This is a genomic window from Thiothrix litoralis (assembly GCF_017901135.1).
Lineage (GTDB): Bacteria > Pseudomonadota > Gammaproteobacteria > Thiotrichales > Thiotrichaceae > Thiothrix > Thiothrix litoralis.
This window is the reverse complement of the sequence record NZ_CP072801.1, coordinates 4188755-4213312: the sequence shown is the minus strand read 5'-3', so window position 1 is coordinate 4213312 and position 24558 is coordinate 4188755. Positions and strand designations below refer to the sequence as shown.

Annotated in this window: 29 protein-coding genes; 22 read left to right on the top strand and 7 right to left on the bottom strand. The window is 48.8% G+C overall.

Features of this window, described 5'->3' with window-relative positions:
• Window positions 1–240 precede the first annotated feature (240 nt).
• From J9253_RS20535 to J9253_RS20515, 5 genes are read left to right on the top strand one after another with little or no spacing between them, the layout of a single operon-like run.
• On the top strand, window positions 241–1149 hold the full coding sequence (locus J9253_RS20535; RefSeq protein WP_210222665.1) for a TauD/TfdA family dioxygenase: 909 nt from the start codon (window positions 241–243) through the stop codon (window positions 1147–1149).
• A complete protein-coding gene (locus J9253_RS20530) occupies window positions 1146–2858 on the top strand; it encodes a ribonucleoside triphosphate reductase (RefSeq protein WP_210222664.1) in 1713 nt (570 codons plus the stop codon). The genes J9253_RS20535 and J9253_RS20530 overlap by 4 nt, the downstream gene beginning before the upstream one ends.
• The gene (gene nrdD / locus J9253_RS21220) at window positions 2843–3040 is read left to right on the top strand and encodes an anaerobic ribonucleoside-triphosphate reductase (protein ID WP_210222663.1); all 198 of its coding nucleotides are present in this window, start codon (window positions 2843–2845) and stop codon (window positions 3038–3040) included. The genes J9253_RS20530 and nrdD overlap by 16 nt, the downstream gene beginning before the upstream one ends.
• Window positions 3028–3633, top strand: a complete 606-nt coding sequence (locus tag J9253_RS20520; protein WP_210222662.1) for an anaerobic ribonucleoside-triphosphate reductase activating protein — start codon at window positions 3028–3030, stop codon at window positions 3631–3633. Before nrdD ends, J9253_RS20520 begins: the two co-directional genes overlap by 13 nt.
• A gap of 20 nt (window positions 3634–3653) precedes the next feature.
• Window positions 3654–3998 (top strand): hypothetical protein, encoded by a 345-nt coding sequence (locus tag J9253_RS20515; protein WP_210222661.1) that lies wholly within the window; start codon window positions 3654–3656, stop codon window positions 3996–3998.
• Here J9253_RS20515 and J9253_RS20510 read toward each other — a convergent pair.
• On the bottom strand, window positions 3955–4428 hold the full coding sequence (locus J9253_RS20510; protein ID WP_210222660.1) for a MarR family winged helix-turn-helix transcriptional regulator: 474 nt from the start codon (window positions 4426–4428) through the stop codon (window positions 3955–3957). The two genes, J9253_RS20515 and J9253_RS20510, sit on opposite strands and share 44 nt — an antisense overlap.
• Before the next feature lie 195 nt (window positions 4429–4623).
• Here J9253_RS20510 and J9253_RS20505 point away from each other — a divergent pair, with 195 nt between their 5' ends.
• From J9253_RS20505 to ubiT, 4 genes are all read left to right on the top strand, one after another.
• Window positions 4624–5184 carry a Yip1 family protein gene (locus J9253_RS20505; RefSeq protein WP_210222659.1) on the top strand — a complete coding sequence of 187 codons (561 nt, stop codon included), beginning with the start codon at window positions 4624–4626 and terminating at the stop codon, window positions 5182–5184.
• A gap of 89 nt (window positions 5185–5273) precedes the next feature.
• Entirely contained in the window at window positions 5274–6284 is a 1011-nt protein-coding gene (ubiU, locus tag J9253_RS20500) for a ubiquinone anaerobic biosynthesis protein UbiU (protein WP_210222658.1), read from the top strand.
• Window positions 6285–6291: 7 nt separating this feature from the next.
• Window positions 6292–7191, top strand: coding sequence for a ubiquinone anaerobic biosynthesis protein UbiV (ubiV, locus tag J9253_RS20495; RefSeq protein ID WP_210222657.1), 900 nt, complete (start codon window positions 6292–6294; stop codon window positions 7189–7191).
• 15 nt (window positions 7192–7206) lie between these two features.
• Entirely contained in the window at window positions 7207–7689 is a 483-nt protein-coding gene (gene ubiT, locus J9253_RS20490) for a ubiquinone anaerobic biosynthesis accessory factor UbiT (RefSeq protein WP_210222656.1), read from the top strand.
• Window positions 7690–7716: 27 nt separating this feature from the next.
• Here the strand turns inward: ubiT and J9253_RS20485 are convergent, their stop codons facing one another.
• From J9253_RS20485 to J9253_RS20460, 6 genes are all read right to left on the bottom strand, one after another.
• Window positions 7717–8085, bottom strand: a complete 369-nt coding sequence (locus J9253_RS20485) for a group I truncated hemoglobin (RefSeq protein ID WP_210222655.1) — start codon at window positions 8083–8085, stop codon at window positions 7717–7719.
• 91 nt (window positions 8086–8176) lie between these two features.
• Window positions 8177–8890: an ABC transporter ATP-binding protein gene (locus J9253_RS20480; protein ID WP_210222654.1), complete on the bottom strand. Its 714-nt coding sequence runs from the start codon at window positions 8888–8890 to the stop codon at window positions 8177–8179.
• Window positions 8891–8892: 2 nt separating this feature from the next.
• A complete protein-coding gene (locus J9253_RS20475; protein WP_210222653.1) occupies window positions 8893–10086 on the bottom strand; it encodes an ABC transporter permease in 1194 nt (397 codons plus the stop codon).
• Complete coding sequence (locus J9253_RS20470) at window positions 10083–11270, bottom strand: efflux RND transporter periplasmic adaptor subunit (RefSeq protein WP_210222652.1); 1188 nt, start codon at window positions 11268–11270, stop codon at window positions 10083–10085. The genes J9253_RS20475 and J9253_RS20470 overlap by 4 nt, the downstream gene beginning before the upstream one ends.
• Window positions 11267–11887: a TetR/AcrR family transcriptional regulator gene (locus tag J9253_RS20465; RefSeq protein ID WP_210222651.1), complete on the bottom strand. Its 621-nt coding sequence runs from the start codon at window positions 11885–11887 to the stop codon at window positions 11267–11269. The genes J9253_RS20470 and J9253_RS20465 overlap by 4 nt, the downstream gene beginning before the upstream one ends.
• Before the next feature lie 108 nt (window positions 11888–11995).
• On the bottom strand, window positions 11996–12199 hold the full coding sequence (locus J9253_RS20460; RefSeq protein WP_210222650.1) for a hypothetical protein: 204 nt from the start codon (window positions 12197–12199) through the stop codon (window positions 11996–11998).
• Window positions 12200–12332: 133 nt separating this feature from the next.
• Here J9253_RS20460 and J9253_RS20455 point away from each other — a divergent pair, with 133 nt between their 5' ends.
• The 13 genes from J9253_RS20455 to J9253_RS21420 all read left to right on the top strand — a co-directional run bounded on the left by J9253_RS20455 (window position 12333) and on the right by J9253_RS21420 (window position 24489).
• Window positions 12333–12929 (top strand): hypothetical protein, encoded by a 597-nt coding sequence (locus tag J9253_RS20455; RefSeq protein WP_210222649.1) that lies wholly within the window; start codon window positions 12333–12335, stop codon window positions 12927–12929.
• Window positions 12930–13013: 84 nt separating this feature from the next.
• A complete protein-coding gene (locus J9253_RS20450) occupies window positions 13014–14228 on the top strand; it encodes a zinc-binding metallopeptidase family protein (protein WP_210222648.1) in 1215 nt (404 codons plus the stop codon).
• Between the two features lie 69 nt (window positions 14229–14297).
• Window positions 14298–15596 (top strand): Lcl domain-containing protein, encoded by a 1299-nt coding sequence (locus tag J9253_RS20445; RefSeq protein ID WP_210222647.1) that lies wholly within the window; start codon window positions 14298–14300, stop codon window positions 15594–15596.
• A gap of 27 nt (window positions 15597–15623) precedes the next feature.
• Window positions 15624–16742: a thiamine-phosphate kinase gene (locus J9253_RS20440; RefSeq protein ID WP_210222646.1), complete on the top strand. Its 1119-nt coding sequence runs from the start codon at window positions 15624–15626 to the stop codon at window positions 16740–16742.
• Window positions 16739–17431 carry a thymidylate synthase gene (locus J9253_RS20435; RefSeq protein WP_210222645.1) on the top strand — a complete coding sequence of 231 codons (693 nt, stop codon included), beginning with the start codon at window positions 16739–16741 and terminating at the stop codon, window positions 17429–17431. Before J9253_RS20440 ends, J9253_RS20435 begins: the two co-directional genes overlap by 4 nt.
• A gap of 59 nt (window positions 17432–17490) precedes the next feature.
• Window positions 17491–17940 (top strand): DUF4231 domain-containing protein, encoded by a 450-nt coding sequence (locus J9253_RS20430; RefSeq protein ID WP_210222644.1) that lies wholly within the window; start codon window positions 17491–17493, stop codon window positions 17938–17940.
• A gap of 233 nt (window positions 17941–18173) precedes the next feature.
• The gene (locus tag J9253_RS20425) at window positions 18174–18632 is read left to right on the top strand and encodes a hypothetical protein (RefSeq protein ID WP_210222643.1); all 459 of its coding nucleotides are present in this window, start codon (window positions 18174–18176) and stop codon (window positions 18630–18632) included.
• A gap of 10 nt (window positions 18633–18642) precedes the next feature.
• Complete coding sequence (locus tag J9253_RS20420) at window positions 18643–20337, top strand: YHYH protein (protein ID WP_210222642.1); 1695 nt, start codon at window positions 18643–18645, stop codon at window positions 20335–20337.
• A 98-nt stretch (window positions 20338–20435) separates the two neighbouring features.
• On the top strand, window positions 20436–21782 hold the full coding sequence (locus J9253_RS20415) for an IS4 family transposase (protein ID WP_210221796.1): 1347 nt from the start codon (window positions 20436–20438) through the stop codon (window positions 21780–21782).
• Window positions 21783–21897: 115 nt separating this feature from the next.
• Entirely contained in the window at window positions 21898–22539 is a 642-nt protein-coding gene (locus tag J9253_RS20410; RefSeq protein WP_210222641.1) for a DUF2179 domain-containing protein, read from the top strand.
• Between the two features lie 244 nt (window positions 22540–22783).
• Window positions 22784–23182 carry an IS200/IS605 family transposase gene (gene tnpA, locus J9253_RS20405; RefSeq protein WP_407701802.1) on the top strand — a complete coding sequence of 133 codons (399 nt, stop codon included), beginning with the start codon at window positions 22784–22786 and terminating at the stop codon, window positions 23180–23182.
• Window positions 23183–24283 (top strand): RNA-guided endonuclease InsQ/TnpB family protein, encoded by a 1101-nt coding sequence (locus J9253_RS20400; RefSeq protein ID WP_210222639.1) that lies wholly within the window; start codon window positions 23183–23185, stop codon window positions 24281–24283.
• On the top strand, window positions 24175–24489 hold the full coding sequence (locus J9253_RS21420) for a TIGR02450 family Trp-rich protein (RefSeq protein ID WP_407701783.1): 315 nt from the start codon (window positions 24175–24177) through the stop codon (window positions 24487–24489). The genes J9253_RS20400 and J9253_RS21420 overlap by 109 nt, the downstream gene beginning before the upstream one ends.
• The last annotated feature ends 69 nt before the right edge of the window (window positions 24490–24558 follow it).

Sequence of the window (24558 nt, the reverse complement as noted above, 5' to 3'; positions counted from 1 at the left end):
CAGCTTTCTGGCCTGCTTCCGGGAAATCTTAGGGCAAGGAAAACGGGCGTAGCATCTTGATCGGAAAAGGGTTTTAGGGTTTCCGGTCAGACACTATTTAGTTTGCTCATGGGTGTTTTTTAAGGTAAATCGTTACACCACACCTTGACTTAAGTCAAAGCCAGCAGCCGATAACTCTACATAAAGTATGTTATTTCTTTAAAAGACACTACATATAGTATTTACAAAGAGGTATCACTCATGACGCATAGCCTTTTCCTGCTGGATGATGAAGCCCTGTACCAACACTGGCGTGAGCAAAAGCTGCAAAACTACCCAGCGCATCTGGAAGACCTGATCGTGGAAGTCAACGATCCACGCCATCTGACGGATGCCGAACACCAAGCCATCCTGACACGCTGCCGCAAAGCCAATATGGCCATTTATGTGGGCAAAACCGGCGATGACCCTGACCGCAACATCCCGCATCGGCTGGCACAACAGTTTGGCCTTCTACACCTCAACCATAACTGGCTGGCAGACGACGATGGGCTGACCTCCCTGACCGTCGCCGCCGGGGATAGCGGGGAACGCGAACATTACATTCCCTACAGTAACCGCGCTATCCAGTGGCATACCGACGGCTATTACAACCCACCCGACCAGCAAGTCCACGGCCTGTTGCTGCATTGCGTGCAAAGCGCTCCTACGGGTGGCGAGAACCGCTTGCTGGATCATGAAATGGCCTATTTGCACCTGCGTGACCAGAACCCGGACTACATCCGTGCCTTGATGCAACCAGATGTGATGACCATCCCCGCCCGTACCCACGGCAATACGGTTGCCCGTGCGGAAAATGTCGGGCCAGTGTTTTCTGTTAACCCGTTGACGGGTGATTTGCACATGCGTTACACCATCCGTGGGCGCAATGTGGTGTGGAAAAACGACCCGCTAACACTCGAAGCACTGGCTGCCCTCAGCAACTGGCTGGAAGGTGAATCACGCTATATTTTTCGGGGCAAGCTGGAACCGGGCATGGGACTGGTCAGCAACAATGTGCTGCATGACCGTAGCGGCTTTGAGGACGCCCCCGAACGCCACCGTTTACTGTACCGTGCCCGTTACATGGACAGGCTGGCTGGCACCGGGATGCGGGAGTGGCTGGCATGAGCTGCGTGGAGGTTGCCGATACCATCGACAGTTACCTGCAACAACGTGATTGGCGGGTGAATGCCAATGCCAATCAGGGCTATTCCGTCGGGGGGCTGATCCTGAACACGGCGGGAAAAATGATTGCCAACTACTGGCTCGATCAGGTATACCCAACGGACATCGGGCAAGCCCACCGTGACGGGGATGTGCATATCCACGACCTCGACATGCTGGGCGGCTATTGCGCAGGCTGGTCATTGCGTAGCCTGCTGCACGAAGGTTTCAACGGCGTGCCGGGGCGTACCGATGCCAAAGCGCCCAAACATCTGGACAGTGCCTTGTGGCAGGCAGTGAATTTTCTCGGCACCTTGCAGAATGAATGGGCAGGCGCACAGGCATTCAGTTCCTTCGACACTTACCTTGCCCCCTACATCCGCAAGGATGGGCTGGAATACGGGTATGTCCGGCAACTGATGCAGTCCTTCATTTTCAACCTGAATTTCCCCTCACGCTGGGGCTCACAAACCCCGTTCACCAACCTGACCTTCGACTGGACATGCCCGGATGACCTGAAAGCCCAAGTCCCGGTGATTGCCGGGGAAGAAATGCCGTTCACCTACGCTGACTGCCAAGTGGAAATGGGCATGATCAACCGCGCTTTCCTTGAAGTGATGGAAGAGGGCGATGCCTGTGGGCGGGTGTTTACCTTCCCCATCCCCACTTACAACATCACCCAGGATTTCCCGTGGGAAGATGACAATACCGACCTGTTGTTCCGGGTCACGGCGAAATACGGCCTGCCCTACTTCCAGAATTTCCTGAAGTCAGGGTTGGAACCGGGCATGGTGCGTTCCATGTGTTGCCGCCTGCAACTCGACTTGCGCCAACTGGAACGGCGTGGCAACGGCTTGTTCGGCTCGGCGGAACAAACCGGCTCGCTGGGGGTATTTACCATCAATTGCGCCCGGCTGGGCTATTTGTACAGAGGTGACAAGGCGGCACTGTTTGCACGGCTGGACACGTTACTGGAACTGGGGCGCGACAGCCTTGAAATCAAACGCCGGGTAATCCAGCAGCACATGGATCAGGGGCTTTACCCCTACACCCAACGTTATCTGGGAACCTTGCGCAACCATTTCTCCACCATCGGCGTGAACGGTGTGAATGAGATGATCCGCAATTTTAGCGGGGATACGACCCACATTGCCGAACCTGCGGGGCAAGCACTGGCAGTACGCCTGTTGCGGCATATCCGCCGCCGCCTGCGGGACTTTCAGGAAGAAACCGGACACATGTACAACCTAGAAGCCACCCCGGCAGAAGGCACAACCTACCGTTTTGCACGGGAAGACCAGAAACGTTTTCCCAACATCTTGCAGGCCGGAACCGTAGAACGCCCGTATTACACCAATTCCACCCAGTTGCCGGTGGGTTACACTGCCGACCCCTTCGTAGCACTGAGCCTGCAAGACGGTTTGCAGACCCTGTACAACGGTGGCACGGTACTGCACCTATACATGCAGGAACGCATTTCCAGCCCACAAGCCTGCAAGCAACTGGTACGCCGCAGTCTGGAACGTTTCCGGCTGCCGTACATCACGGTGACACCCACCTTTTCCATCTGCCCCAAACACGGTTATCTCAGTGGAGAACACGAGTTCTGCCCGCGCTGTGATGAAGAGCTATTGCACCAAAAACAGGAGGAATCCCTATGCGCCATCCAATAAACCAGCAGCCCGGCAAACTGGCTGACCATGAACGTCAGCGTTGTGAAGTCTGGACACGGGTCATGGGCTACCACCGCCCGGTCAGCTCCTTCAACCCCGGCAAACAAAGCGAACATGCGGAGCGGCTTCCTTTCCAGGAAACCTCTCCACGGTTGGAGGGGAAACGTCCATGTTGCAGTTAGGCGGGCTAGTGCCGCTAACCAGCATCGACTTTCCGGGACACTTGGCAGCCGTGTTGTTTTGTCAGGGCTGCCCGTGGCATTGCAGTTACTGCCATAACCCACACCTGCTGCGCACCGATGTACCCAGCACGCTGGAATGGGGCGAGGTCATGCGGTTTTTGCAGGAACGGGTCGGTTTTCTGGATGGGGTAGTGTTCAGTGGCGGCGAACCACTGCTGCAACCACGCTTGCCAGAAGCCATGCAGGCAGTGAAAGCGCTGGGATTCAAGATTGCCCTGCACACGGCAGGGATCATGCCAGCACGATTGGCGAAAGTGTTGCCCTATGTGGATTGGGTGGGGCTGGACATTAAAGCCCCGTTCCATGCCTACAAAAGGATTACAGGATTGGCAGGCAGCGGTCACAAGGCAGCAGAAAGTCTGGATTTGCTGCTGAACGCCCATCATGTGGATTACGAGATCAGGACAACGGTTGACCCAACCCTGCTGGGGAAAGCGGATATTGAACAATTGGCAGTATCACTGGCAAAGTGCGGGGTAAAGCGGCATGTATTACAGACCTGCCAAAAACCAGACAAGTCCGGCATGTTTTGACCGGGAATGGAGAAAAACCCATGACCACTTGGTTCACCAAAAATCTGGGGGATGCCATGCTGGCAAATCCTGCTGTGGAACACATCCAAAAACTGTTTTTGGAAACGTATGGCCTGAAGGAGTATGCAGACGATACCGCCCTCTTTTTCCGGCATGAATCCGAGGGACGGCTGCATTGTGAGGTCAAAGTCTATCTCCCTCCTGCTACTGTTCTCATCGCAACGGCGATCAATGCAATGCCGTGTAGACAGCCGATTCCCACGGATCTAGGGTTGCTCATGGGTTCCGAGGCTTGCTGGCCTGTCCTTTTTCCCGAAAGTTTTACGCCACCGGTGTCTGCGCCTCTACCCAAGCAAACATCCTGAGCAACTGATGCAGGTCATCCTGATGCTGGAGGGCAATACGCTCCAGCAAGTTCTCCCCGGCGGGCAACAAGTGGATTTCCACCACCCGCTTGTCCTCGCACCCCGTGCGACGAACCACCAAACCAAGTTTCTCGCAACGGTCGATCAGCGCCACCACCCCGTGATGCTGGGCTTGTAGACGTTCAGCCAGCTCGCTGATCGAAGCCCAGTCGCGCTCAGGGAAACCACGCACGTGCAGCAGTAGCTGATATTGCAGCGAGGTAAGCCCCTGCTCATGGCAAATCCGCTCACTGACGCGCAAGAAGCGGCGCAATCCATGGCGGAAATCGGACAACCGCACATAGTCAGCCTTCACCAAGTGATTAGGAAAGGTACTTCCAGCGGGAGCACCTGTGGATGTCAAGTTCGTGTCAGTCTTTGCATTAGTCAATGAAGTGTTCCTAAATATCCATGCCCATAAAGTGAATGAGATTCTACAGCAATTCAAAGAACCCTATTCGGTCGACATGGCTACTTTCTGCCTTGACATATCCGCAAGGAAGACTATGATATTAATATCACAGTGTGATATTAAATAGCGGGGTTTTCCGGGCAACAAGCCTGTTCTACCAAGAGGAGTTTGATCATGAAACTGAATACCCTATTGTATCTGCCGTTTTCCACTCACGAAGGTTGGCTGGAAATCGAGCGCATCCACCCACGGTTGCTGAAGCTGTTCGCTTTTATCGTGCTGCCTTTATCCTTGCTGCCGCCACTCATGGTGTATTATGCGGGCACGCATTACCCGGAAGCTTTCCTTCCTCAAGGACTGGCTAAAGACTGGGCTGCGGTCGCGGCGGCCTTCTTCCTGACCGAGGTATTCACCCTCTTGGTCATGGGGTGGCTCATCAAGCAAGTCGCCGAAACCAATACTTTACGTATCGACTACCACGATGCCTATTTGCTCGCCAGCATCAGCCCCATTCCGCTGTGGCTCTCATCTCTGGCGCTGTTTGTGCCAAGCCTGAGCTTCAATGTGGTCGTGTCTCTGGCTGCTATTGGCCTGTCCTGTAGCATCATCTATCATGGTATTGAGGGTTTAGGCCACACGGGTGAAGATATGGCTGCCGCCAATGTCGTGCAGACCGTTATCGGTATTGGCCTTATCGCTTGGGCTTTGATGTTGGTGCTGGTGATCATGATGTAACAACACCCACGGGAACGTTGACATGGGTCAAGGCGTCCTGCCATTAGCGGGCGTATGAAGTACCATCCACCGCGACAAGAGGCCAAACCATGCCCACACCACTGCTCGAACTCATCTGCCCCGCTGGCAGTCTGCCCGCACTCAAGGCAGCCGTTGACCACGGGGCGGATGGGGTATACCTCGGCTTAAAAGACAACACCAACGCCCGTAATTTCAGCGGCCTGAATTTCGACGCCAAGGCACTCGCCGACGGCATCCGCTACGCCCATGCCAAACACCGCAAGGTACTGATGGCGCTCAACACCTTCCCCCAACCTGCCATGCTCAAACGCTGGCAACAAGCCGTGGATACAGCGGCAGATGCAGGGCTAGACGCCATCATCCTCGCCGACCCCGGTCTGATGGCGTATGCACTGAAAACCCACCCGCAATTGCGCCTGCACCTTTCCGTGCAAGGCTCTGCCACCAATTACGAAGCCATTAATTTTTACCACGAACATTTCGGCATCCAGCGGGCGGTCGTGCCACGGGTGCTGTCCTTGCAGCAAGTCGCCAACGTCGTGCGGCACACGCCGGTGGAAATCGAACTGTTTGGCTTTGGTGGCCTGTGCGTAATGGTGGAAGGGCGCTGTTTGCTGTCCTCGTATGCCTGCGGGGATTCGCCCAACACCTTCGGGGCGTGTTCGCCCGGTCATGCGGTGCGCTGGCAACAGACCCCCACAGGCATGGAAACCCGCCTCAACGGGGTGCTGATCGACCGTTACGCCGACCACGAAAAGGCAGGCTACCCAACCCTGTGCAAAGGCCGCTTTGAAGTGCAAGGCGAAACCTATTACGCGCTGGAAGAACCCACCAGCCTCAATACGCTGGAAATGCTCCCGGAAATGTACCGCCTCGGCATTGCCGCCATCAAAATCGAAGGCCGCCAACGCAGCCCCGCCTACGTCACGCAAGTGACCCAAGTATGGCGTGCCGCGATTGATGCGGTGAAACGCAACCCGCAAGGCTTCCAGCCACACCCCGGCTGGCTGGCGCAACTCGACAAGGTATCCGAGGGCAGTATGCACACTCTTGGTGCTTATTACCGCCCGTGGAAGTGAGGTACTGATGACACCATCCATCAAATTGGCTCTTGGCCCATTGTTGTATTACTGGCCCCGCGACACCGTACTGACTTTCTATGAGCAAGCTGCCAACTGGGCAGTGGATACCGTGTATCTGGGCGAAACCGTGTGTTCACGCCGCCACGTCATGCGCCTCGATGACTGGCTGGGGCTGGCGGAAAAGCTGAGCGCCGCAGGCAAGGAAGTGGTGCTTTCCACCCAGACCCTGATTGAGTCCGAGTCCGACCTCAAGGCATTACGCAAGATCGTGGACAACGGCTCGTTCCGGGTGGAAGCCAATGAATTCGGGGCTGTGCGGCTACTGTTTGAAGCGGGCAAGGCGTTTGTGGCAGGCCCCGCCCTGAATGTGTATAACCCTGATACGCTGGCCTTGCTGGCAAGCTGGGGTGCGGTGCGTTGGGTTCCCCCCGTGGAAATGCCGCGTGCCATGCTGGCGGAGATGCCGATCCCGGCGGGGATGGCCACCGAAGTGTTTGCCTACGGGCGTTTACCGCTGGCCTTTTCCTCGCGCTGCTTCACCGCCCGCCACCACAATCTGCAAAAGGATGCCTGCGAATTCCGCTGCCTCGACCACCCGGATGGCTTGCTGATGAACACCCGCGAAGGTGAAGGTTTCCTCACCATCAACGGCACGCAAACCCAATCTGGCAAAGTACACACACTAGCACACCGGCTGGCAGAACTGGCCGGAACGCCGGTAACAACGCTACGCCTGTCGCCGCAATCGCAGCACATGGCGGAAGTGATCACGCTGTTCCGCGAGGTGCTGGATGGCGCATTGCCCGCAGCGCAAGTGGCAGCACGGCTGGAAACGTATTTGCCAGCACCCGCCTGTGACGGGTATTGGCTCGGAAAAGCCGGGTTAGACCTAGCTACCGCTTAAAGGAGAAATGCTTCGATGACATTAAAATTCCCCACTTCACTGGCACGGCTGGTGGCTCGTCTGCCCGCTTATCCCGCATCGTTGGCTTTCGCCACCGCTTTCAACCTCTCGGTATGGAAAAGCCTGCAAGATCTGGACTGGGATGCCCTGCAAGGCCGCCGCTTTTGCGTGCATGTAGCGGATATTGGTATGACGCTGTGGTTCTCAGTGGCAACGTCCGGCTTGAAAGCAGAAACAGCCGGGCGGCAGGATGTCACCTTTACTGCGACACTGATGGATTTCATCCGCCTCGCGATGCGCCTAGAAGACCCGGATACCTTATTTTTCAACCGCCGCTTACGGATTGAAGGCGATACTGACCTTGGGTTACGGGTGAAAAACATGCTCGATGGGGTAGAATTTGAAGCCTTGCTGGCCAGTTTCCCCGGTGTGCTGGGGCGGCTGGTGAACGGGCTGCGGGAACGGGCGTTGCGGGAAGATGGCATCGCCACCACCTAATAGGTGATGACGATTCGCAAGCTGGACTCAACGGCAGAGCACGTCGGTACGGGTACTTTCCACAATGGCACCCGCCTCGGCAATGATGTCTTCCGGTACTTTCAGGTCACGCAGTGCCTTCACCAGATTTTCCATGGTGGCATCAAAATGCACATCTGAAAGCCCCATGTGGTCAACCATGTGCTGGTGGGCGGCACGCATGTCCTTACCCGCATAGCCACCTTCTGCACCCAAGGCGAAGCTGATGAAATCCTTCTGGTGCTGGCGTTGTTTTTCCATATTGATATTGGCGAAGAAGTGTTTTACACGGTCATCTTCCAACATGTAAACGTAAAAACGGTCTACCGCCGCGTCAACAGCGGCTTTGCCACCAATGCGTTTGAATACGTCTCTCATCTGGGTCTTTCCTTGTTACAAAAAAATGGAATGTGCATCTTAAACTAACGGATAGTGCACGGCATTAAAGTTGATCAAATTGATAAGGTATTTATCCTACGCTTTCTTCATATGTCTTGCCGTCGCGAATGTGGTAAATCCGCTTGAACAGGGGAATGATTTTTTCGTCGTGTGTCACCACGATAATGGCGGTCTGGTGCTGTTGCGCCATCGCGTTAAGGATACCCATTACCCCCAAGGCACGTTCGCTGTCCAGCGGTGCGGTGGGTTCGTCGGCAAGAATAATCGGCGGGTTATTCGCCAAGGCACGCGCAATCGACACGCGCTGCTGTTCACCGCCGGAAAGTTGCGACGGGTTGGCTTTGGCACGATGCCCCATGTCCAGCGCTTCCAGCAATTCCAGCGCCCGGCGGCGGGCTTCGCGGTTGGATTTGCCCGCTAGCATCGGCAACAGCGCCACATTGTCGGTCACGTCCAGAAACGGGATCAGGTACGGGGCTTGGAACACAAAGCCAATCCGGTCACGGCGCAAGGTGCGTAAATCGTTGACCTTCCATACCCCATCGAAAATGGCTTCCCCGCCCAGAAACATCTGCCCCGCCGTCGGGTCAATCACCGCGCCCAAACTTTTCAGCAAGGTGCTTTTGCCTGAACCGCTGGGGCCGACCAGACCGACCACTTCACCGGGGGCAATGCGCATGTCCACGCCTTTGAGCGCATCCACTGCGGTGTCGCCGCTGCCGTAACGCTTGCACAGGCCGCGCAGTTCAATCGCCGGGATGTCGTTAGAACGGGTAGCGCTCATGATCAGCCTCCTATTGCTTCGGCGGGGTCTACTTTCAAAGCCGCACGGATCGCCATCACGCTGGCCAGCGTACACACCAGCACAATCACCAACAGCCCCAGCACCGCATCCAGCGGCAGCAACAATACATACTTGGGGAAGACAGGTGCCCACAAGGTCGCCACGGTTTTGCCGATAATGAAACCGACCAACCCTAGCCCGATGGATTCCTGCAAAATCATCCACGCAATCGTGCTGTTGCGCGTACCGATCAGCTTGAGGACGGCAATTTCACGGATTTTCCCCAGCGTCATGGTATAGATGATGAAGGACACAATCGCAGTACTGACAAGGGTGAGAATGACCAGAAACAAACCAATCTGTTTGGCGGAGGTAGCAATCAGCTTTTGGACAGCAATCTCCTCCATGTCGGCGTAGGTGTAGGCTTGCAAGTGTTTCCAGCGCTGGATGTCGGCAGCCACTTGCGCCGCATCCCAGCCGGGGCGTACCCGCACCAGCACCGCATTGACGTTGTGGCTGGTGATCTGGCTGGCTTGCACTGCTTCCAGCAAGCCCGGCACGCTGGGGCGGTTGAAAGCGGGGTTCGCAGCGGTACGTTCGCGCCCGCTGACAATCGCATCGTTATCTTTCTGGAATTGTGCCGCTTGTGCATCCGCCAGCGGGATGAACACCATCGGGTCGCCCCCCGTCGATACGGTGCGCTGGCTCAAACCGACGATGGTGTAATCGTTGCGGCGGATGCGGATTTTTTCACCCAGCTTGAAACCCGCTTTCACGTCAGCCACCGCTTCGTAATGCGAACGGGTCACGTGGCGACCAGCTACCAGTGAAGGTGGCGCACCCGGTTGCCCCGGTTCAAAGCCGACCACCATTACACGGGTGTCTTTGCCCTGATGCTGCACTTGCATGGTGAAATAGGTGACGTTGGCGGCCTGTTCCACGCCGGGCATTCCCAGCACACCCCGGTATATATCATCGGGTAGGCTGGAGGATTCGGCATAGGGGCCTTGGGTGTCTTTTTGCACTACCCACACATCGGCATGGCTGTTGCGCAATAACACTTGTGCGTCATCCACCATGCCGCGATAAATGCCCGCCATCGACAAGGTGACCCCGATCAGCAAACCCAAGCCAACCCCGGTGAACACGTATTTTGACCATGAATGGGCAATGTCGCGGGCGGCGAGGCTGATCATGGCTTGACCCCAGCCAGTTGCTGCACCACCTTGATTTTGCTGGTAGCGCTGAGGGTTTTGCTGGTGTACACCACAATATTGTCATCCGCCTGCAAGCCACTGAGAATTTCCACCTGCCCGTCGAGTGACTGGATACCGGTTTGCACGGGAGTGAATTGCAAGGTGTTGTCGCCATTGAGTTTCCACACCCCGGTTTGCCCGTCATGTTGCTGGATGGCGGCATTGGGAATGACCAGTACAGCGGCTTTTTGCCCGGTTTGCAGGGTAACTTCTGCCAGTTCGCCGGACGATAAAGCCGCAGGAACCGGGGTGAAAGCAATGCCGACAATGCGTTCTTCGGTGATGCTGTCGCTGATGGGTTCGATCCGTATCAGCTTGCCTGCGAGTGCTTGCTGTGGGGCGGAACGCAAGGTAATGCTGGCGGCCTGCCCTGCTCGCAAACCGAGCGCTTGGCTTTGGTCAATGCGGGCTTTTACCCAGTAGCTTTGCGGGTCGGCAAGGGTGAGGACAGGCTGGCCTGCCACCAGCGTTGTGCCTGCTTCGGCATCGCGGGTGGTGATCATGCCCGCCACCGGGGCGGTCAGCACGAGGTTGGCTTGTTGCTGGCGTAAGACTTGCTGTTCGGCTTGCAGGCGTTGCTGTTCCTTATTGGCAACCTCAAGCGCGGCTTTGCTGGCTTCGACAGCGGCCGTCGTAACCGCAAGGTCTTGCTGGCGGGTATCGCTGCTGCTTTGGCTGACCAAGGCTTTGGCAGCGAGTTCGCGCTGGCGTTGAGCTTCACGCTGGGCAAGACTCAGGCGGGCGGCGGCTTCCTTGGTCTGCGCGGTGGCTGAAGCAATACTGGCGGACGCACGTTCGGCGGCTAAACCGGCGGCCTGAATGCGGGCTTCAAGGTCAACACCCTCCATCACCGCCAGCGTTTGTCCAGCCTGTACGCTGTCGCCGACATCGACCAACACTTGCTTGATACGCCCGGCGGCAGTGGGGCCAATGCGGTAACTGTAACGCGCTTCGACCGTGCCAATGCCGAAGATACTGGCCGCAATCGCTTGGCGGGTCACAGGGGCAACGGTCACTTGCGTCGGAGCCATCGGCCCTTGTTGGGTCACCACCCAGCCGAAGCCCCCCAGAATGACCAAGACAATCAGCGGTAATATAATCTTTCTGAGTAGCGGGCTTTTCATGCGTTTGGCTCCTCGCGGATAGCACGACAATACAAGTTCCAGACACCGGGGATCAGTGGCTGAATGGCGGCGCAAGAGCCGATCAACATCGCCTGCATCACCAGCCCCTGAATCGAACCGATGAACAACGTGGCAGCGCTGCGTTCATCCAGTGTCGGCAATACCAGCCCCTGCGCTTTGGCTTGTTGCAGTACCCGGATCAGGATACCGCTGTAACTTTGCAGCATCCCCGCCACTTGCTGCTTGACCGGGGAGTCGGCGGGTTGCTGCAATTCGTGGAAGATGAAACGCGGCACGCCGGGGTTTTCCTGCACAAATTGCAAATGGGCGCGGAAGATATTACTGAGGTTTTCCAGCGGGTCAGACGAAGATTTGGCGGCAGTTTGAACCAACGGTAACAGGGTTGCTTCCAGCCATTCAGCCACATTCAGCCAAATCGCCTGTTTGTTGGGGAAATGGCGGAAGACTGCGCCTTGGCTCAAACCAATCTCGTTGGCAATATGGGTCGTCGTGATACTGGCTGGCTCCTGCTGTGCTGCCAGCTTCAGGACAGCCTGTACCATTTCGGCCTGACGACGTTCGGCGGGGAGACGGGTTTGGATGCTTGCATGAATCATGTTATTTATTGCCTGATCACAAGTAAGTGAGTAATTACTTACATAATGCCTGCAAAAAAATGGCCGGTCAAGCTGCCGCCTAACCAGACATTCTGTAACAGACTGTACTTACAACCGTACAAAATACGGAATCACACTGAGCGCACAACCAATCGCCACCAGCAAGAATTGCCCGGAAACAAAATAGGGGAAAACTATCAAGCCCAAGCCGCAGACCAGCGGTATCGGGCGATGCTGCTTTTTGCCGTACAGGAAGTAGCCCATGCCAATCGAACCAAACAGTAAGCCCCACAACAGGGTAGCAGTATCCATAAAAGCTCCTTTGTTATATTTATGATGATTACAGCCATAATTTATCATGCAGTCATGTTAAATATTGGTAACTTTTTTTGCCCCGTGAGCTTGTCTACACTTTTATTATCAACCATCCCAGAGGAGTGAAGCCATGCACGCAAAACATTTCATACCGTTAACGCTCATTGCCCTGCTGCATTCCAGCACATTGTGGGCAAACGGTCTTAACATTTTCCAAGGCTCGGCAGCACCCGCCCAGCCGCCGCAACAACAGCTCCAACCCAGCATGATCAGCCAGTCCCAATCGGTGCAAGTCCAGACGTTGCCGGATGGACGTTACCACGCCGAAATCAACTATCAGGACGAGGCCAACGACACCCGCAACTTCACCTTTGAAGGCACGCAGGATGAAATCCGTCAACAGGTGCAACAGAACACCACCCTGCCCGCAGAGCGCAAACAGGCATTGTTGCAAGCCTTGGATATGAGGCCGGAAGCCCTGTTCAACCAACCGATGTTTGGGGGAAGCAACCCATTTGATGACCCGTTCTTCAAGAACAGCCCGCTCAATGACGATTTTTTCAAGCAATTTTTCGATGACATGCCAACCTTTGCACCCATGCCTGATTTTCAGCAATTTTTCCAACCGCCCGGTACACCGTCGACGGCAATCCCCCCCACTACGATTACGCCCACGCCACCAACCAAGCCGCCTGGAACCCCCCAGAAGGATCGTATTTTTCTTTAAGCATCAATACGTAGGTATTTTTCACCCGCTTGTGATAGAGTTTCAGACATTCTGTCAATCATTTTTTGTGAGCCACAAATATATATGAAAACCTTTAACTGCACTTGCCAAGATCATCAGATTTTATTCTTCGAGAGCAGTACCTGTAGTTCTTGCAACAGGACTGTTGGGATTGATGACGAGTTTGAAAAAGTAGAACCTTATGATTTAGATGAAAAAAGTGGACAATATTTCAAAGCAGAACAGCCACATATTCGCTATCAAAAATGTGATAACAATGCTAATTTCCAAGCGTGTAATGGCATGGTTAAGTTGAATACGCTTGCCCCTGCTGACGATAAAGATGAAGTGTTGTGTTTCGCTTGTCGCTTTAATGAAACCATTCCGAATTTAAGCATCGTTGAGCACATTCCTCTGTGGCGGAAAATGGAAAGAGCCAAGCGGCGTGCTTTATATACCTTGAAAGCATTTTCCTTGCCATTGCGTAATATTAGCCAAGATCCAGACAATGGATTAAGTTTTGATTTTATTACCGATCGCGATGTCAATGATCATTTTGTTAGTAAACTACACGGTTCTGAAACGGTATTTACTGGCCATGATTGTGGCCACATAACCATCAATCTAGCTGAAGCGAACGACGTTGCCCGCTCTCATACAAAACTGGCAATGGGTGAGCGTTATCGTACATTGCTGGGGCATTTTCGTCATGAACTAGGCCACTATTATTTTGATATATTAATTGCAAGCTCACCAGAAAAACATGCATTATGCAAACAATATTTTGGTGATGATGAACTGGATTACCAAGAAGCACTGGACAAACATTACAAAAATGGTTCTCCAGAAAACTGGCGTGAAGCATTTATTAGCGAATATGCCACCATGCATCCCTATGAGGACTGGGCAGAAACTTGGGCGCATTATATGCATATCATGGACACGCTAGAAACCGCAAAAAACTTTTCCATTACCGGCTCGACCTCCGCAAATACAGATGATGCTGAAGAAATCGAAGATTTGAACTTACCCCAGAGCACCTACTTTTTCTCTGCGCAAACATCAATTACCAGTATCTTGGATACTTGGATAGATTTTGCTGTCATTCTCAACTCATTAAATCGTAGCATGGGAATGAATGATGCTTATCCGTTTGTATTAACAGAACCGGTACGTACAAAACTGTCATTTATTCATCATGCCATCCATGACAGATTACATCGGATGCCTGCATTGGTGGAAGAAACGAACAACGTAGAACCTGAAGTTAAAACGAATAATACTAAGAGGAATCTCTAAAAATCTGAGTCAGATCAGTACTGGCTGAACGCGGCAACAATATACGATAACTTATTGGGTATTTACTTAATGGCAAACCAAATCAAAAAAATCTTCATAGCATCACGATTTGAAGAGTTTAAGGAAATAAGAGAGAGACTTCGAAATGAACTATCATACTATGGCATGGATTTTATAGATCTTAATGATAATAAAGCTGTTGCTCATCCACCTCTTGAAAGGTCATTACAAAATGTGCGTGAAAGTGATACAGTCATTTTATTAGTTGGAGACACTTATGGCAATCCCCTACCAGGAAAATCAAAATCATATACACATCTAGAATATGAAGAAGCCAAGAAATATAAAAAAAACATATATGTATTTTGCATAGGGAAATCCGATACCAATAATGTAATTAGATCTACTACAATACAAAAAATGAAAGAATGGCGAAAAGAACTTGATAAAAATCATACTTTGAGTTTTCATTATAAAAGTACAAATATAGAAGACATCGCTCATGAAATCATTAAATCAGTTTATATTGAAGAAAATAAAGTATGGTTGGATGACGACACTGGTTTTATGTGGCAGGTACAAATACCTGATATAAGATATGCATTTGTTGACCAACTGAAGTATCGAAATCAATTAAATCAAAATAGTTACGGAGGTTTCAATGACTGGAGAATTCCTAGCATTGATGAACTTAAAACCATCAATACAGAGGAAAGTTATAAAAATAGCTATGGATATGATGAAGAAACCTTCATAAAAAAACCTCTTGTATACTCAATGATCATGAAGTACGGAAGGTTTTGGAGTAGCACTTCTAACCCTAAAAACAATAATCTTGCATATGGTATTAATTTTAATCGAAAAAGAAATAATAGCAAAAGTGAACATGGCAATAAAGAGAAATACAAAACTCGATATATACGTTGCGTAAGATTATGGACTTACGATACTGTCAACACTGAACTAAATGACATTTTAAATTCTCCTGATATTAAAATTCAAAACCTAGAAGCTTTTTTACAAAAATACACTGACTCACAATATAACGAATATAAAAAACCAGCCTCAAAAAAATTAGAAGAACTACGCAAGAAGAAAAAAGAAGAATTTAATAGCCTTACACCTATAGAACAAAAGATTTTGACAATAAATGAAGGAAATTCGAATATGACAGAATCAATATCATTAATGAATGCCATTGAGAATGGTGAATTTGACTCAGAAAAACTTGATGCATTATTAAAACTAAAAGAATTAATGATAAAAGAAAACAAATGGAAAGAAGCGTCAGGAGCAAAAAACCTCAAGAAGAATAAAGACTATCAAAGAACATTAAAGATTATTGAACTCATGGATGGATGTAAATAACCAGAATATGATACACATGAATTGATTATGGAAGAGTGTATGCTTGATAAAATATTAGATGAAATCAGTGAAAAAGAAATAGTACAAGAGATAACACAGTTACTAGAAACATCTGATTTATTGCTTGATGGCTTTGGACATGATTCAGCTTTTATCGACATTACAATAGGTGAAGATGATATTTTACTGATGAATACTGATAGGTCAGGAATCAATATAGCCTATACACTTGGTCTTACAGATGGGAATGCTGAATGCGTAGGTGATTTTGGCGTATCACATGCAGTAAGTGATATTGTCGCTTCAGGAGGAAAACCGCTTGCAATAACTATCGCACTTTTGTTGCCAGGCTCGTTGAAATTCAATTTTGTAAAGCAAGTTATGATCGGCGCACAAAAAGCAGCAAAAAAATATGGGGCATTTTTAGCAGCAGGAGATACCAAAAAAAATTCAACGTTCGCCATGGTGGTAACTGTTGCGGGGAAAGCACAAAAAACTGAGAGACTTACACGTTCAAAAGCAAAAAAGGGTGATCTATTAATCGTAACGGGACACTTAGGTACTATGCTTTCAGGACGATTTGCTTTCAAAAAAAATATTTGCATTTCTAAAGAAACTGAAAAAATACTTAAACATGCACTGATTTATCAAAATCCACCATACGAATTAGGTCTAAAGTTAGCAAGAGCAAAAGTAGCAAATGCCTGTACTGACATCAGTGATGGGTTAGCAAGTAGTATATATAACTTGTGTAACGCAAGCGGTGTAGGTGCCATTATAGATGAAACTAAAATACCTTTACATTCTGCGAGTCTCGACATCGCTAATAAGTTAAATATAAGACCTATGCAATTAACACTAACAGGTGGAGATTGGCAATACTTATATTCTATTCCGAAAGAAAATATTGACATCGCCCATCAAATAGCTCAAGAATGTAATTACAACATAACTATAATTGGTCAAATTATTGAAGAAAGACATGTAATCGCCAAGACTTTAGAACAAGATTATAAAATTTTAAAAAGAATTGAAAATGATAGATTTAGTAACCCAAGTGGTTACAGCTTTTTTGATACTTTAGGTTCTAAGATTGAGTTATTTGGTGAGAATGTAGAGCTATATTGCTTAAAGGATCATGAATGAAATCTAATTATACATGTCGAGCTATTCATGCTCAAACGATTGGCGAAGGCTGGATAAAAAGCATCAAAGAGGTAATGGACTTTGGTTCATTACATTATGATGAAGACATTATAATTAAAGAAATTCTCGGATTAAATATTGAAATATTGAATCCGAAGCCAGAGGATCATATAATTAAAAAATATGGTGATTCTGCAATAGTAAAAAGAACATTGGCTAAATTTAGAAAAGGTGTTGTTATGCTAGATAGACCTTTCACATATGGCGCTTGTATCTATGATCATTCTGGAGTAGATCAATTTGAATGGATGATTGAAAGACTTTTAACTAAAAATGAAACTAAATCTGCCACTATTTGCCTCCTAACACCGGGAAATCAATCAGCAAATTTACCCTGTTTAACAACAATCGATGCAAAGATAAGAAATGAAAAATTAGTGTTACAGTTTTTCTTTAGAAGTCAAAATATCTTTGGACGGCAATATGCAAACTTATTGGCATTAGCTAGACTACAAAATGATCTTTCCGATAGATGCTCTGTAGGCATAGGAAGCTTGAAAGGATATATTGCTTCTGCACACATATATGAATATGACTTTTCTGATGCTCAGTTGTTAATCTCAAGCAAAAAAGTACACATTCAAGATAAATATTATACAAATGGTCCGAAATCCATTAGGATTGAATAGTTGTCAAATTCCGTTGCACCTATCAATTCAAAGATTAATAATTAATTAGGAGTTAGTATATGAATGAAGATGAATACCTTGCATCAAGAGTTGATGATCAAATTGGATGGTATGATAGCAAGAGTCAAAAAGCACAACGTTGGTTTAAGCGGCTTAGAGCAATAGAAATTGTAGCTGCTGCTGCAATTCCATTAATCGCAGGATTTGCTAAAGAACCTTTTCCTGTAACACTAGTTATTGCTTTGCTAGGTGCAGCAATAGCAATAATTTCTGCTGCAATCAGTTTAAATCAATTTCAAGAGAACTGGAGAGAGTATCGTACTACTTGTGAATCATTAAAACATGAGAAATTTCTTTTTCTAACAAAAGCAGAACCTTATCATACAAAAAACTCTTTTGCTATTTTTGTCCAGCGAGTTGAAAACTTGATCTCAAGAGAAAATAGCAATTGGTCACAATACACTCAAGCACGCATTGAAAAATCCCAGAATAATAGAGATGAAGGGTAGCCTGTTAATTAAGAAAAATAATTGATGAAATTACATAATTATAATTCCGACGGCTGACGCGGTAACAACTCATGACTTTTCCAAAGTTTACTTTCTGCTCCGTCCATCCAGACAAAACGTTATGCACACATAAATATCTGAGATGGCCTTGTTGTGTGGTGGTAGCAATTTTCCCAGCACAGCGGCTTTACATGGCTAATTGTGATAGAATCATTCAAAATTAAAGGATGACAATGATGTCTAAAAAAATTTGGTACACCAGCGATTTTGAGTCACTTTCTTGGCATGATGTACATATTCACGGGTTTAAGCTTGATTCATTCGTTCCTGATCAGGGTGTCGCCGATTTGCTCTTTGACATCGACTACATTCTAAAATGGGAGAACATCAACAATGAATTATTATTTACCGTTTGCCGTGCGACATTGAGATTTCACCAGATTTTTGGCATGAGATTTATGCTTGACTATGCTACTCCAACAGCAGGTATGTGCCCTTTTTCGATTGATGGTATCGAGCGGCGCCCATCAAAACTTTCTACAGATTCCGAGTCTTTTCAATGGTCTATCAAAGTTAATTGGCCACAGGGTCACATTGAGTTTGATTCTCCAGGTTTCACACAAACACTTGTAGGCACACCAATAGTCCAATCCAGTCAATCGCTTTCATCTGAACAACGCGATCAATTATAGGCAAATCCATATGAAACCCTTTAGTCTAAAAACGCTGTCATTATTTTCCATTGGTTGCTTGGCATTTAGCTCCACCGCAATGTCAGCCGAACAAAATCAGTATAATATTGACGTATGGGCTGATAATTGGTTTTCTGCCTATATTGATGGCAAGCCACTCTTGGAAGACTCTGTATCTATTACCACAGAACGATCATTTAATGCTGAAACACATCAGTTTTCCGCATCAAGCCCCTTTGTCTTGGCATTCATGATTAAAGACTTCAAAGAAAACAACACCGGGCTTGAATATATTGCTTCTCCACGTCAGCAAATGGGCGATGGTGGTTTTATCACCCAAATTACTGACCTGAAATCTGGTAATGTCGTTGCTGTTTCTGATGCCTCGATGCGCTGTAAAGTCATTCACAAGGCTCCGCTGGACAGTAACTGCGCCAAGGTATCCAATCCTATAGCGGGACAAGGTGAATGCCAGTTTACATCTGAGGCTGAACCAGCATCTTGGCAAATGCCAAACTTTGATGATAGCGCATGGCAACATGCCACAGAATATAGCGTCGCTCAGGTTAGACCGAAAGATGGCTACGACGAAATAAAATGGGATGCAAACGCAAAACTTATCTGGACAGATGATCTGGAAAAAGACAACACCCTGCTTTGTCGGCTAGTCGTGGATGGCAAGCATACGCTTCCAACCACCCAGAATAATACCACTCATAGTCACATGCATTCACTCTTTCAGCATTCCCATCATGTTAAAACCAGTGAAGACTCAGACTATTTAAATGTAGAATCCAATGGCCTACCTGAGCACAATATGATGGTAGGCATTACCAATTGGCAACAACAAGTTCCACTCCCACAAAACTATACCGGTCAAAACAGTTGGAAAATCCCGCTAAAACCCGTTCTCGCTGATGAACCGATGTTAACCAAAGACCATTTTCATAAAGGTGCGATTGCCATTGCGGTGAATGGTGTACCCATCTTTACTGCCATGAATAATCGCGGTGAGTATGCGGCTGATATAGGCGAGCTTGATCAGTGGGGTGGTCATAGTGGCCGGGCTGATGATTATCACTACCACCTAGCCCCCGAACATTTGGAAAAGGTGGTCGGTAAAGGCAATCCTATTGCTTATGCGTTAGACGGTTATCCCCTGTACGGAAAAACTGATAAAACCCTTGATAAATACTTAGGGAGATTTAATGAAACTGGCTCTTATGAATATCATGCCACTGACTACCCACCGTATTTAATTGCGGGCTTAAGGGGCAAGGTACAAGTCGATTCACTGGCAAATGCACCAGAAGATCAAATTGAACCGCAAGCCAAATCCCAGCCTATACGCACGGATGATTATGGCCCTTTAAAAGGTGCCAAAATAACAGATTTCAAGAAAATAAATGACAGCAGCTATTCATTGGAATACACAGTAAACGACAAGCCACACCAAGTTAACTATAACTGGGATGAAAAAGGGCAGTACCAGTTTGTCTATGTCGACGCAGATGGCAAAGAATCTGTCGAAACATTCCAGAAAAATGATCAGAAACAAAGACCTGCCCCCACTAACGGTGCAGGTAAAAATCCCGAACCAAGACCACCAGCCAATAATCAGGAACCACGTAAATATTGCGGCGATGGCCTCTGTGACAACACAGAAAGTAATCAACAGTGCCCGGCGGATTGCCCTGATAAATGAGAAAAATCAGGATCTTCGGGAATTCACGAAGAGCCTCGGTTTATTCCATCTCCTTATACACAAGTCCCAAGCTGATGTAAGATAAGCAATTTTCACCTATGAACTGGTCATCTAGCGAACTCACCGATCTTGATTTGGGAGACAAGCGCCTCGAAACACGCGCCGCCCATATTCTCAATGCCATGCTGAAAGCGCCCCAATCCAGCCTCCCCAAGGCTTGCCAGAGTTGGTCAAGTACCTTGGCGACGTACCGTTTCTTCTGGAATGAGGCGGTGAGCCATGATGCTTTGATGGCATCCCACTTTGAAGCGACAGAGTGCCGAATCCGTCAACAAGACTCGAAGATTATCCTGTGCATTCAAGACACCACCGAATTGGACTTCAATGGACAGGAAACCGAGGGCTTGGGGCGGTTATCCTACGATAAGCAACGCGGGATGTACCTGCATCCGACCTTGTGTATCACCCCGGAACGCCTGCCGTTGGGCATCACCGATACGTGGATGTGGTCACGGGGCTTGAGCAAAGCCGCCGACCAAGCGAACCCCAGCATCAAAGAAAGCCGTCGCTGGATCGAAGGGTATGAACGGGTAGCCGAACTGGCGGCACGCTGCCCCGGACACCGGCTCATCTATACGGGCGACCGTGAAAGCGACTTTTACGACTTGCTCAAACGGGCACAAGCCTTGGATTACCCGGCTGACCTGCTGATACGGGCGCAACATAACCGTGCCTTAGGAGATGACCTCAAACTGTGGGATGCCATTGAGCAACAACAGGCGTTGACCCGCATCACCTTTACCAAACCGCGCAAGCAGGGTGAAAAAGCCCGCAAAGTGGTACAGGAAATCAAGGTGTTACGTTATACCCTGCGTCCCAAGAGCAAGCACCCGATGCTATTGACCTTGGTTCAAGCCAAAGAAATCAACCCACCCGCCGGAAAATCGCCCCTCATTTGGCGTTTAGTCACCAACCGTTGTGTAGAGACCGCCGATGCCGCTTGTGAACTCATCGACTGGTATCGGGCGCGTTGGGAAATCGAAATGTTTTTTGATGTCCTGAAAGTTGGCTGTCGCGTCGAAAAACTGCAACTGGACACTAAAGAGCGCATCGAAAAAGCCCTCGCGCTCTACATCATGGTGGCCTGGCGGATTATGTTTCTGATGCGGTTGGGGCGTACCTGCCCAGAACTTCCGGCTGAGCTGGTGTTTGACCCGCTGGAATGGAAAGTATCCTTCCGGCTCGGCAAAAAAGCACTGCCCGATGGCATACCTACCCTCAATCAAGTGATCCGCAATCTGGCAGAACTGGGGGGCTTTCTGGGCAGAAAATGCGATGGCGAACCGGGAGCTAAAAGTATCTGGTTGGGCTACTCAAGGGTGCTGGACTGTATTTATGGGATTCAGATGGCTAGTGAATTGGGGGAAGGACTGATTTGTGTATAAAGAGATGGGTTTATTCCTATTCAAACGACGTTGGGGGTATCAAGCATTTGCAAGCTACTCTTCATAGGGGTATCCTCGCTAGGGTTGCTCGATTTTCATCGCAATACTACATGTTGTGGCTTTCACAGGAATTCCCAAAGAGCCAACATTATGCTGCAATTGCCTTTATCAAGGAGTAGTCATTATCGAATTATTAGCTGAATATCCGTATTTTTTAGCACTGTTAATCTTTTTTGCCAGAGTTGCTGATGTCTCGCTTGCAACATTTCGAACAATTCTAATATTTCGTAGTCGAAAATTTCTAGCTTCGTTTATTGGTTTTTTTGAAATTACTATTTGGTTGCTTGCAGCAGCTCAGGTTTTTGCAAATCTTGATCAATGGTATCTTGCATTAGCCTACGCCTGCGGTTTTTCCGTGGGTAATTATGTTGGTATCATAATTGAAAGCCACTTTGCCATTGGTGATGAACTTGTCCGCTGCATATCATTCAATAATGATGTTTTGGCAGAAAATTTACGTGAAAAAGGATACAAGGTGATTTCATTCGATGGCGACATGGGAAAGCCCTATCCAATTGAACTACTGTTTATTACTGAAAAAAGGCGCAAAGTACCTTCGCTTATTCAGTCAATTAAAGCATTTGACCAAACAGCAATTTATTCCATATCAGATGTGAAAAGTGTTTATGATGGCACTGACATTTTACCTAGACGTAATTTATTACATAGTACATTAATGCTGTTGAGAAAGCGTTGACCATGATGAACTTCTAGTTTAGACCCACGTGATCATTAGTTCTATACGTTTGGTAAAATGGTTTAAACTGTAACAGTTGCGGATACTTCTGGAAAAAATGACAAATCATCAGGTGATTTCATTGAACCAAATAAACCCTAAAAAATTACCAAAATTCGCGTAATGCCCCTGCCTTTAGGCATGGGGATATAAGCGTCTTATGCTAAAAACAAAATACGTGCCGCACTAGATAGCTTAAGCCTGTATAATATTGCACATGGAAACAAATGGTAACATCGCTTTCGACTGTAAGTACCACGTTGTATGGTGTACTAAGTATCGCCGCAGGGTACTGTCATCAGAAATTGAGGTGGCTCTCAAGCAAATAGTGAGTGACGTTTGTGAAGAACGCAACGCCACCATCCTTGAGATGGAAGGGGGCGGCGATCACTTCCATCTCTTGGTTGCGGTTGACCCTCAATACGGGATTCACCGATTGGTGAAACAGATCAAGGGCAGAAGCTCTTTCGTTCTACGGGGTAATTTTCCAGAACTGAAAACACGTCTACCGACGTTATGGACAAACAGCTACTTTGTAGCCACTGTTGGTGGCGCACCGTTAGCTACTATCAAACAATACATTGAACAACAGAAGGGAAAATAGTTGGAAGCCGAAGCCACCATCCTGAAAACACTCAAAGTCCGCGTCAAGGACAAGCACGCTGCTGTCCTAAAGCAGTGGGCATTCGAGTGTAACCAAGTTTGGAATGAAGCTAATGCAACCACCGCAGACTACAGCTATGTTCCTGTTCCGGGTGTTGGTTGGATTCGTAACCACTTCACGGCATTCGATCTGCAAAAGGTCATGAAGGGTTTCAATGGCGAACGGGGCTTCACATTGCACTCGCAAACCATTCAAGAAGTCATTGCCACCCACGCTAAAGCCCGCAAGCAATTCAAGACGGACAAGCTACGCTGGCGTGTGTCTGGCGGTAGCCGTCGTTCACTGGGCTGGATTCCTTTCAAATCAGGTGCTGCTGTGTGGAAGGACGGACAAGTCCGTTACAACAAACATTTTTTCAAAGTGTGGGACAGTTACGGCTTGTCACAATACGCTTTCAGGTCTGGCTCTTTCACCGAGGATTCCCGTGGACGCTGGTACTTCAATGTCGTGGTGCAAGTTCCCGTTGTTGAAGTCGCAGGGCGCGGTGAAGTCGGGATTGATCTTGGTCTGAAAGACACTGCCACTTGTAGCAACGGTTTAAAACTGGAATCAAAGCCGTTCTACCGCAACGCTGAAAAGCAACTGGCAGTAGCTCAACGCGCTAACAAAAAGAAGCGCGTCAAGGCTATTCACGCTAAGGTTAAAAACCGCAGGGCTGACCACCTGCACAAGTTCACCACCAAGCTGGTGCGTGAAAATTCATTAATCGTTGTCGGCAACGTCAGCAGCAAGGCACTCGTCAAAACCAATATGGCTAAGTCTGTATTGGATGCCGGGTGGTCAATGCTGAAAACACAACTTGATGCAAAATCGAAAGCGATGCAAGGCGTGTTTCTCGAAGTCAACGAAGCGTACAGTACCCAAGCCTGTTCGTGTTGCGGAAGCATTTCCGTCAACAGTCCGAAAGGTAGAGCAGGACTTGGAATAAGAGAATGGACATGCCCCGACTGTGGGGAGCTGCACGACAGAGATGTCAATGCAGCCCGGAACATTCTCACGGCAGGACATTGCCGTCTCGCAGGAGGAATCCCCCGGCTTTAGCCGTGGGGAGGATGTCAATTAATAGCAAATGGACTGCGGTTACCCCCCTTAACAGAGAAAAGCATTTTCTGATCACAGAACTTGATTTCGACGAAGACGAAGAGGTGATTCACTGCCTAATAGAGGCGATCATCTCTAAACGCTCAGAGCCAATCGAATGGCAAGAACTAAAAAATGACGAGAAATGGCTTCAAGGTTGGAAGTGAGTGTTAGATGCAGCAAAACCAGCCGTTGCACCTATCGCCCCTTACTCTCTCTGGGGAGCACCCTCATGC

Excerpts from the sequence above, each read along its gene's own strand:
- J9253_RS20535 (WP_210222665.1), top strand. The coding sequence starts at position 241 with ATGACGCATAGCCTTTTCCTGCTGGATGATGAAGCCCTGTACCAACAC.
- J9253_RS20530 (WP_210222664.1), top strand. The coding sequence starts at position 1,146 with ATGAGCTGCGTGGAGGTTGCCGATACCATCGACAGTTACCTGCAACAA.
- nrdD (WP_210222663.1), top strand. The coding sequence starts at position 2,843 with ATGCGCCATCCAATAAACCAGCAGCCCGGCAAACTGGCTGACCATGAA.
- J9253_RS20520 (WP_210222662.1), top strand. The coding sequence starts at position 3,028 with ATGTTGCAGTTAGGCGGGCTAGTGCCGCTAACCAGCATCGACTTTCCG.
- J9253_RS20515 (WP_210222661.1), top strand. The coding sequence starts at position 3,654 with ATGACCACTTGGTTCACCAAAAATCTGGGGGATGCCATGCTGGCAAAT.
- J9253_RS20505 (WP_210222659.1), top strand. The coding sequence starts at position 4,624 with ATGAAACTGAATACCCTATTGTATCTGCCGTTTTCCACTCACGAAGGT.
- ubiU (WP_210222658.1), top strand. The coding sequence starts at position 5,274 with ATGCCCACACCACTGCTCGAACTCATCTGCCCCGCTGGCAGTCTGCCC.
- ubiV (WP_210222657.1), top strand. The coding sequence starts at position 6,292 with ATGACACCATCCATCAAATTGGCTCTTGGCCCATTGTTGTATTACTGG.
- ubiT (WP_210222656.1), top strand. The coding sequence starts at position 7,207 with ATGACATTAAAATTCCCCACTTCACTGGCACGGCTGGTGGCTCGTCTG.
- J9253_RS20485 (WP_210222655.1), bottom strand. The coding sequence starts at position 8,085 with ATGAGAGACGTATTCAAACGCATTGGTGGCAAAGCCGCTGTTGACGCG.
- J9253_RS20480 (WP_210222654.1), bottom strand. The coding sequence starts at position 8,890 with ATGAGCGCTACCCGTTCTAACGACATCCCGGCGATTGAACTGCGCGGC.
- J9253_RS20475 (WP_210222653.1), bottom strand. The coding sequence starts at position 10,086 with ATGATCAGCCTCGCCGCCCGCGACATTGCCCATTCATGGTCAAAATAC.
- J9253_RS20470 (WP_210222652.1), bottom strand. The coding sequence starts at position 11,270 with ATGAAAAGCCCGCTACTCAGAAAGATTATATTACCGCTGATTGTCTTG.
- J9253_RS20465 (WP_210222651.1), bottom strand. The coding sequence starts at position 11,887 with ATGATTCATGCAAGCATCCAAACCCGTCTCCCCGCCGAACGTCGTCAG.
- J9253_RS20460 (WP_210222650.1), bottom strand. The coding sequence starts at position 12,199 with ATGGATACTGCTACCCTGTTGTGGGGCTTACTGTTTGGTTCGATTGGC.
- J9253_RS20455 (WP_210222649.1), top strand. The coding sequence starts at position 12,333 with ATGCACGCAAAACATTTCATACCGTTAACGCTCATTGCCCTGCTGCAT.
- J9253_RS20450 (WP_210222648.1), top strand. The coding sequence starts at position 13,014 with ATGAAAACCTTTAACTGCACTTGCCAAGATCATCAGATTTTATTCTTC.
- J9253_RS20445 (WP_210222647.1), top strand. The coding sequence starts at position 14,298 with ATGGCAAACCAAATCAAAAAAATCTTCATAGCATCACGATTTGAAGAG.
- J9253_RS20440 (WP_210222646.1), top strand. The coding sequence starts at position 15,624 with ATGGAAGAGTGTATGCTTGATAAAATATTAGATGAAATCAGTGAAAAA.
- J9253_RS20435 (WP_210222645.1), top strand. The coding sequence starts at position 16,739 with ATGAAATCTAATTATACATGTCGAGCTATTCATGCTCAAACGATTGGC.
- J9253_RS20430 (WP_210222644.1), top strand. The coding sequence starts at position 17,491 with ATGAATGAAGATGAATACCTTGCATCAAGAGTTGATGATCAAATTGGA.
- J9253_RS20425 (WP_210222643.1), top strand. The coding sequence starts at position 18,174 with ATGATGTCTAAAAAAATTTGGTACACCAGCGATTTTGAGTCACTTTCT.
- J9253_RS20420 (WP_210222642.1), top strand. The coding sequence starts at position 18,643 with ATGAAACCCTTTAGTCTAAAAACGCTGTCATTATTTTCCATTGGTTGC.
- J9253_RS20415 (WP_210221796.1), top strand. The coding sequence starts at position 20,436 with ATGAACTGGTCATCTAGCGAACTCACCGATCTTGATTTGGGAGACAAG.
- J9253_RS21420 (WP_407701783.1), top strand. The coding sequence starts at position 24,175 with ATGGACATGCCCCGACTGTGGGGAGCTGCACGACAGAGATGTCAATGC.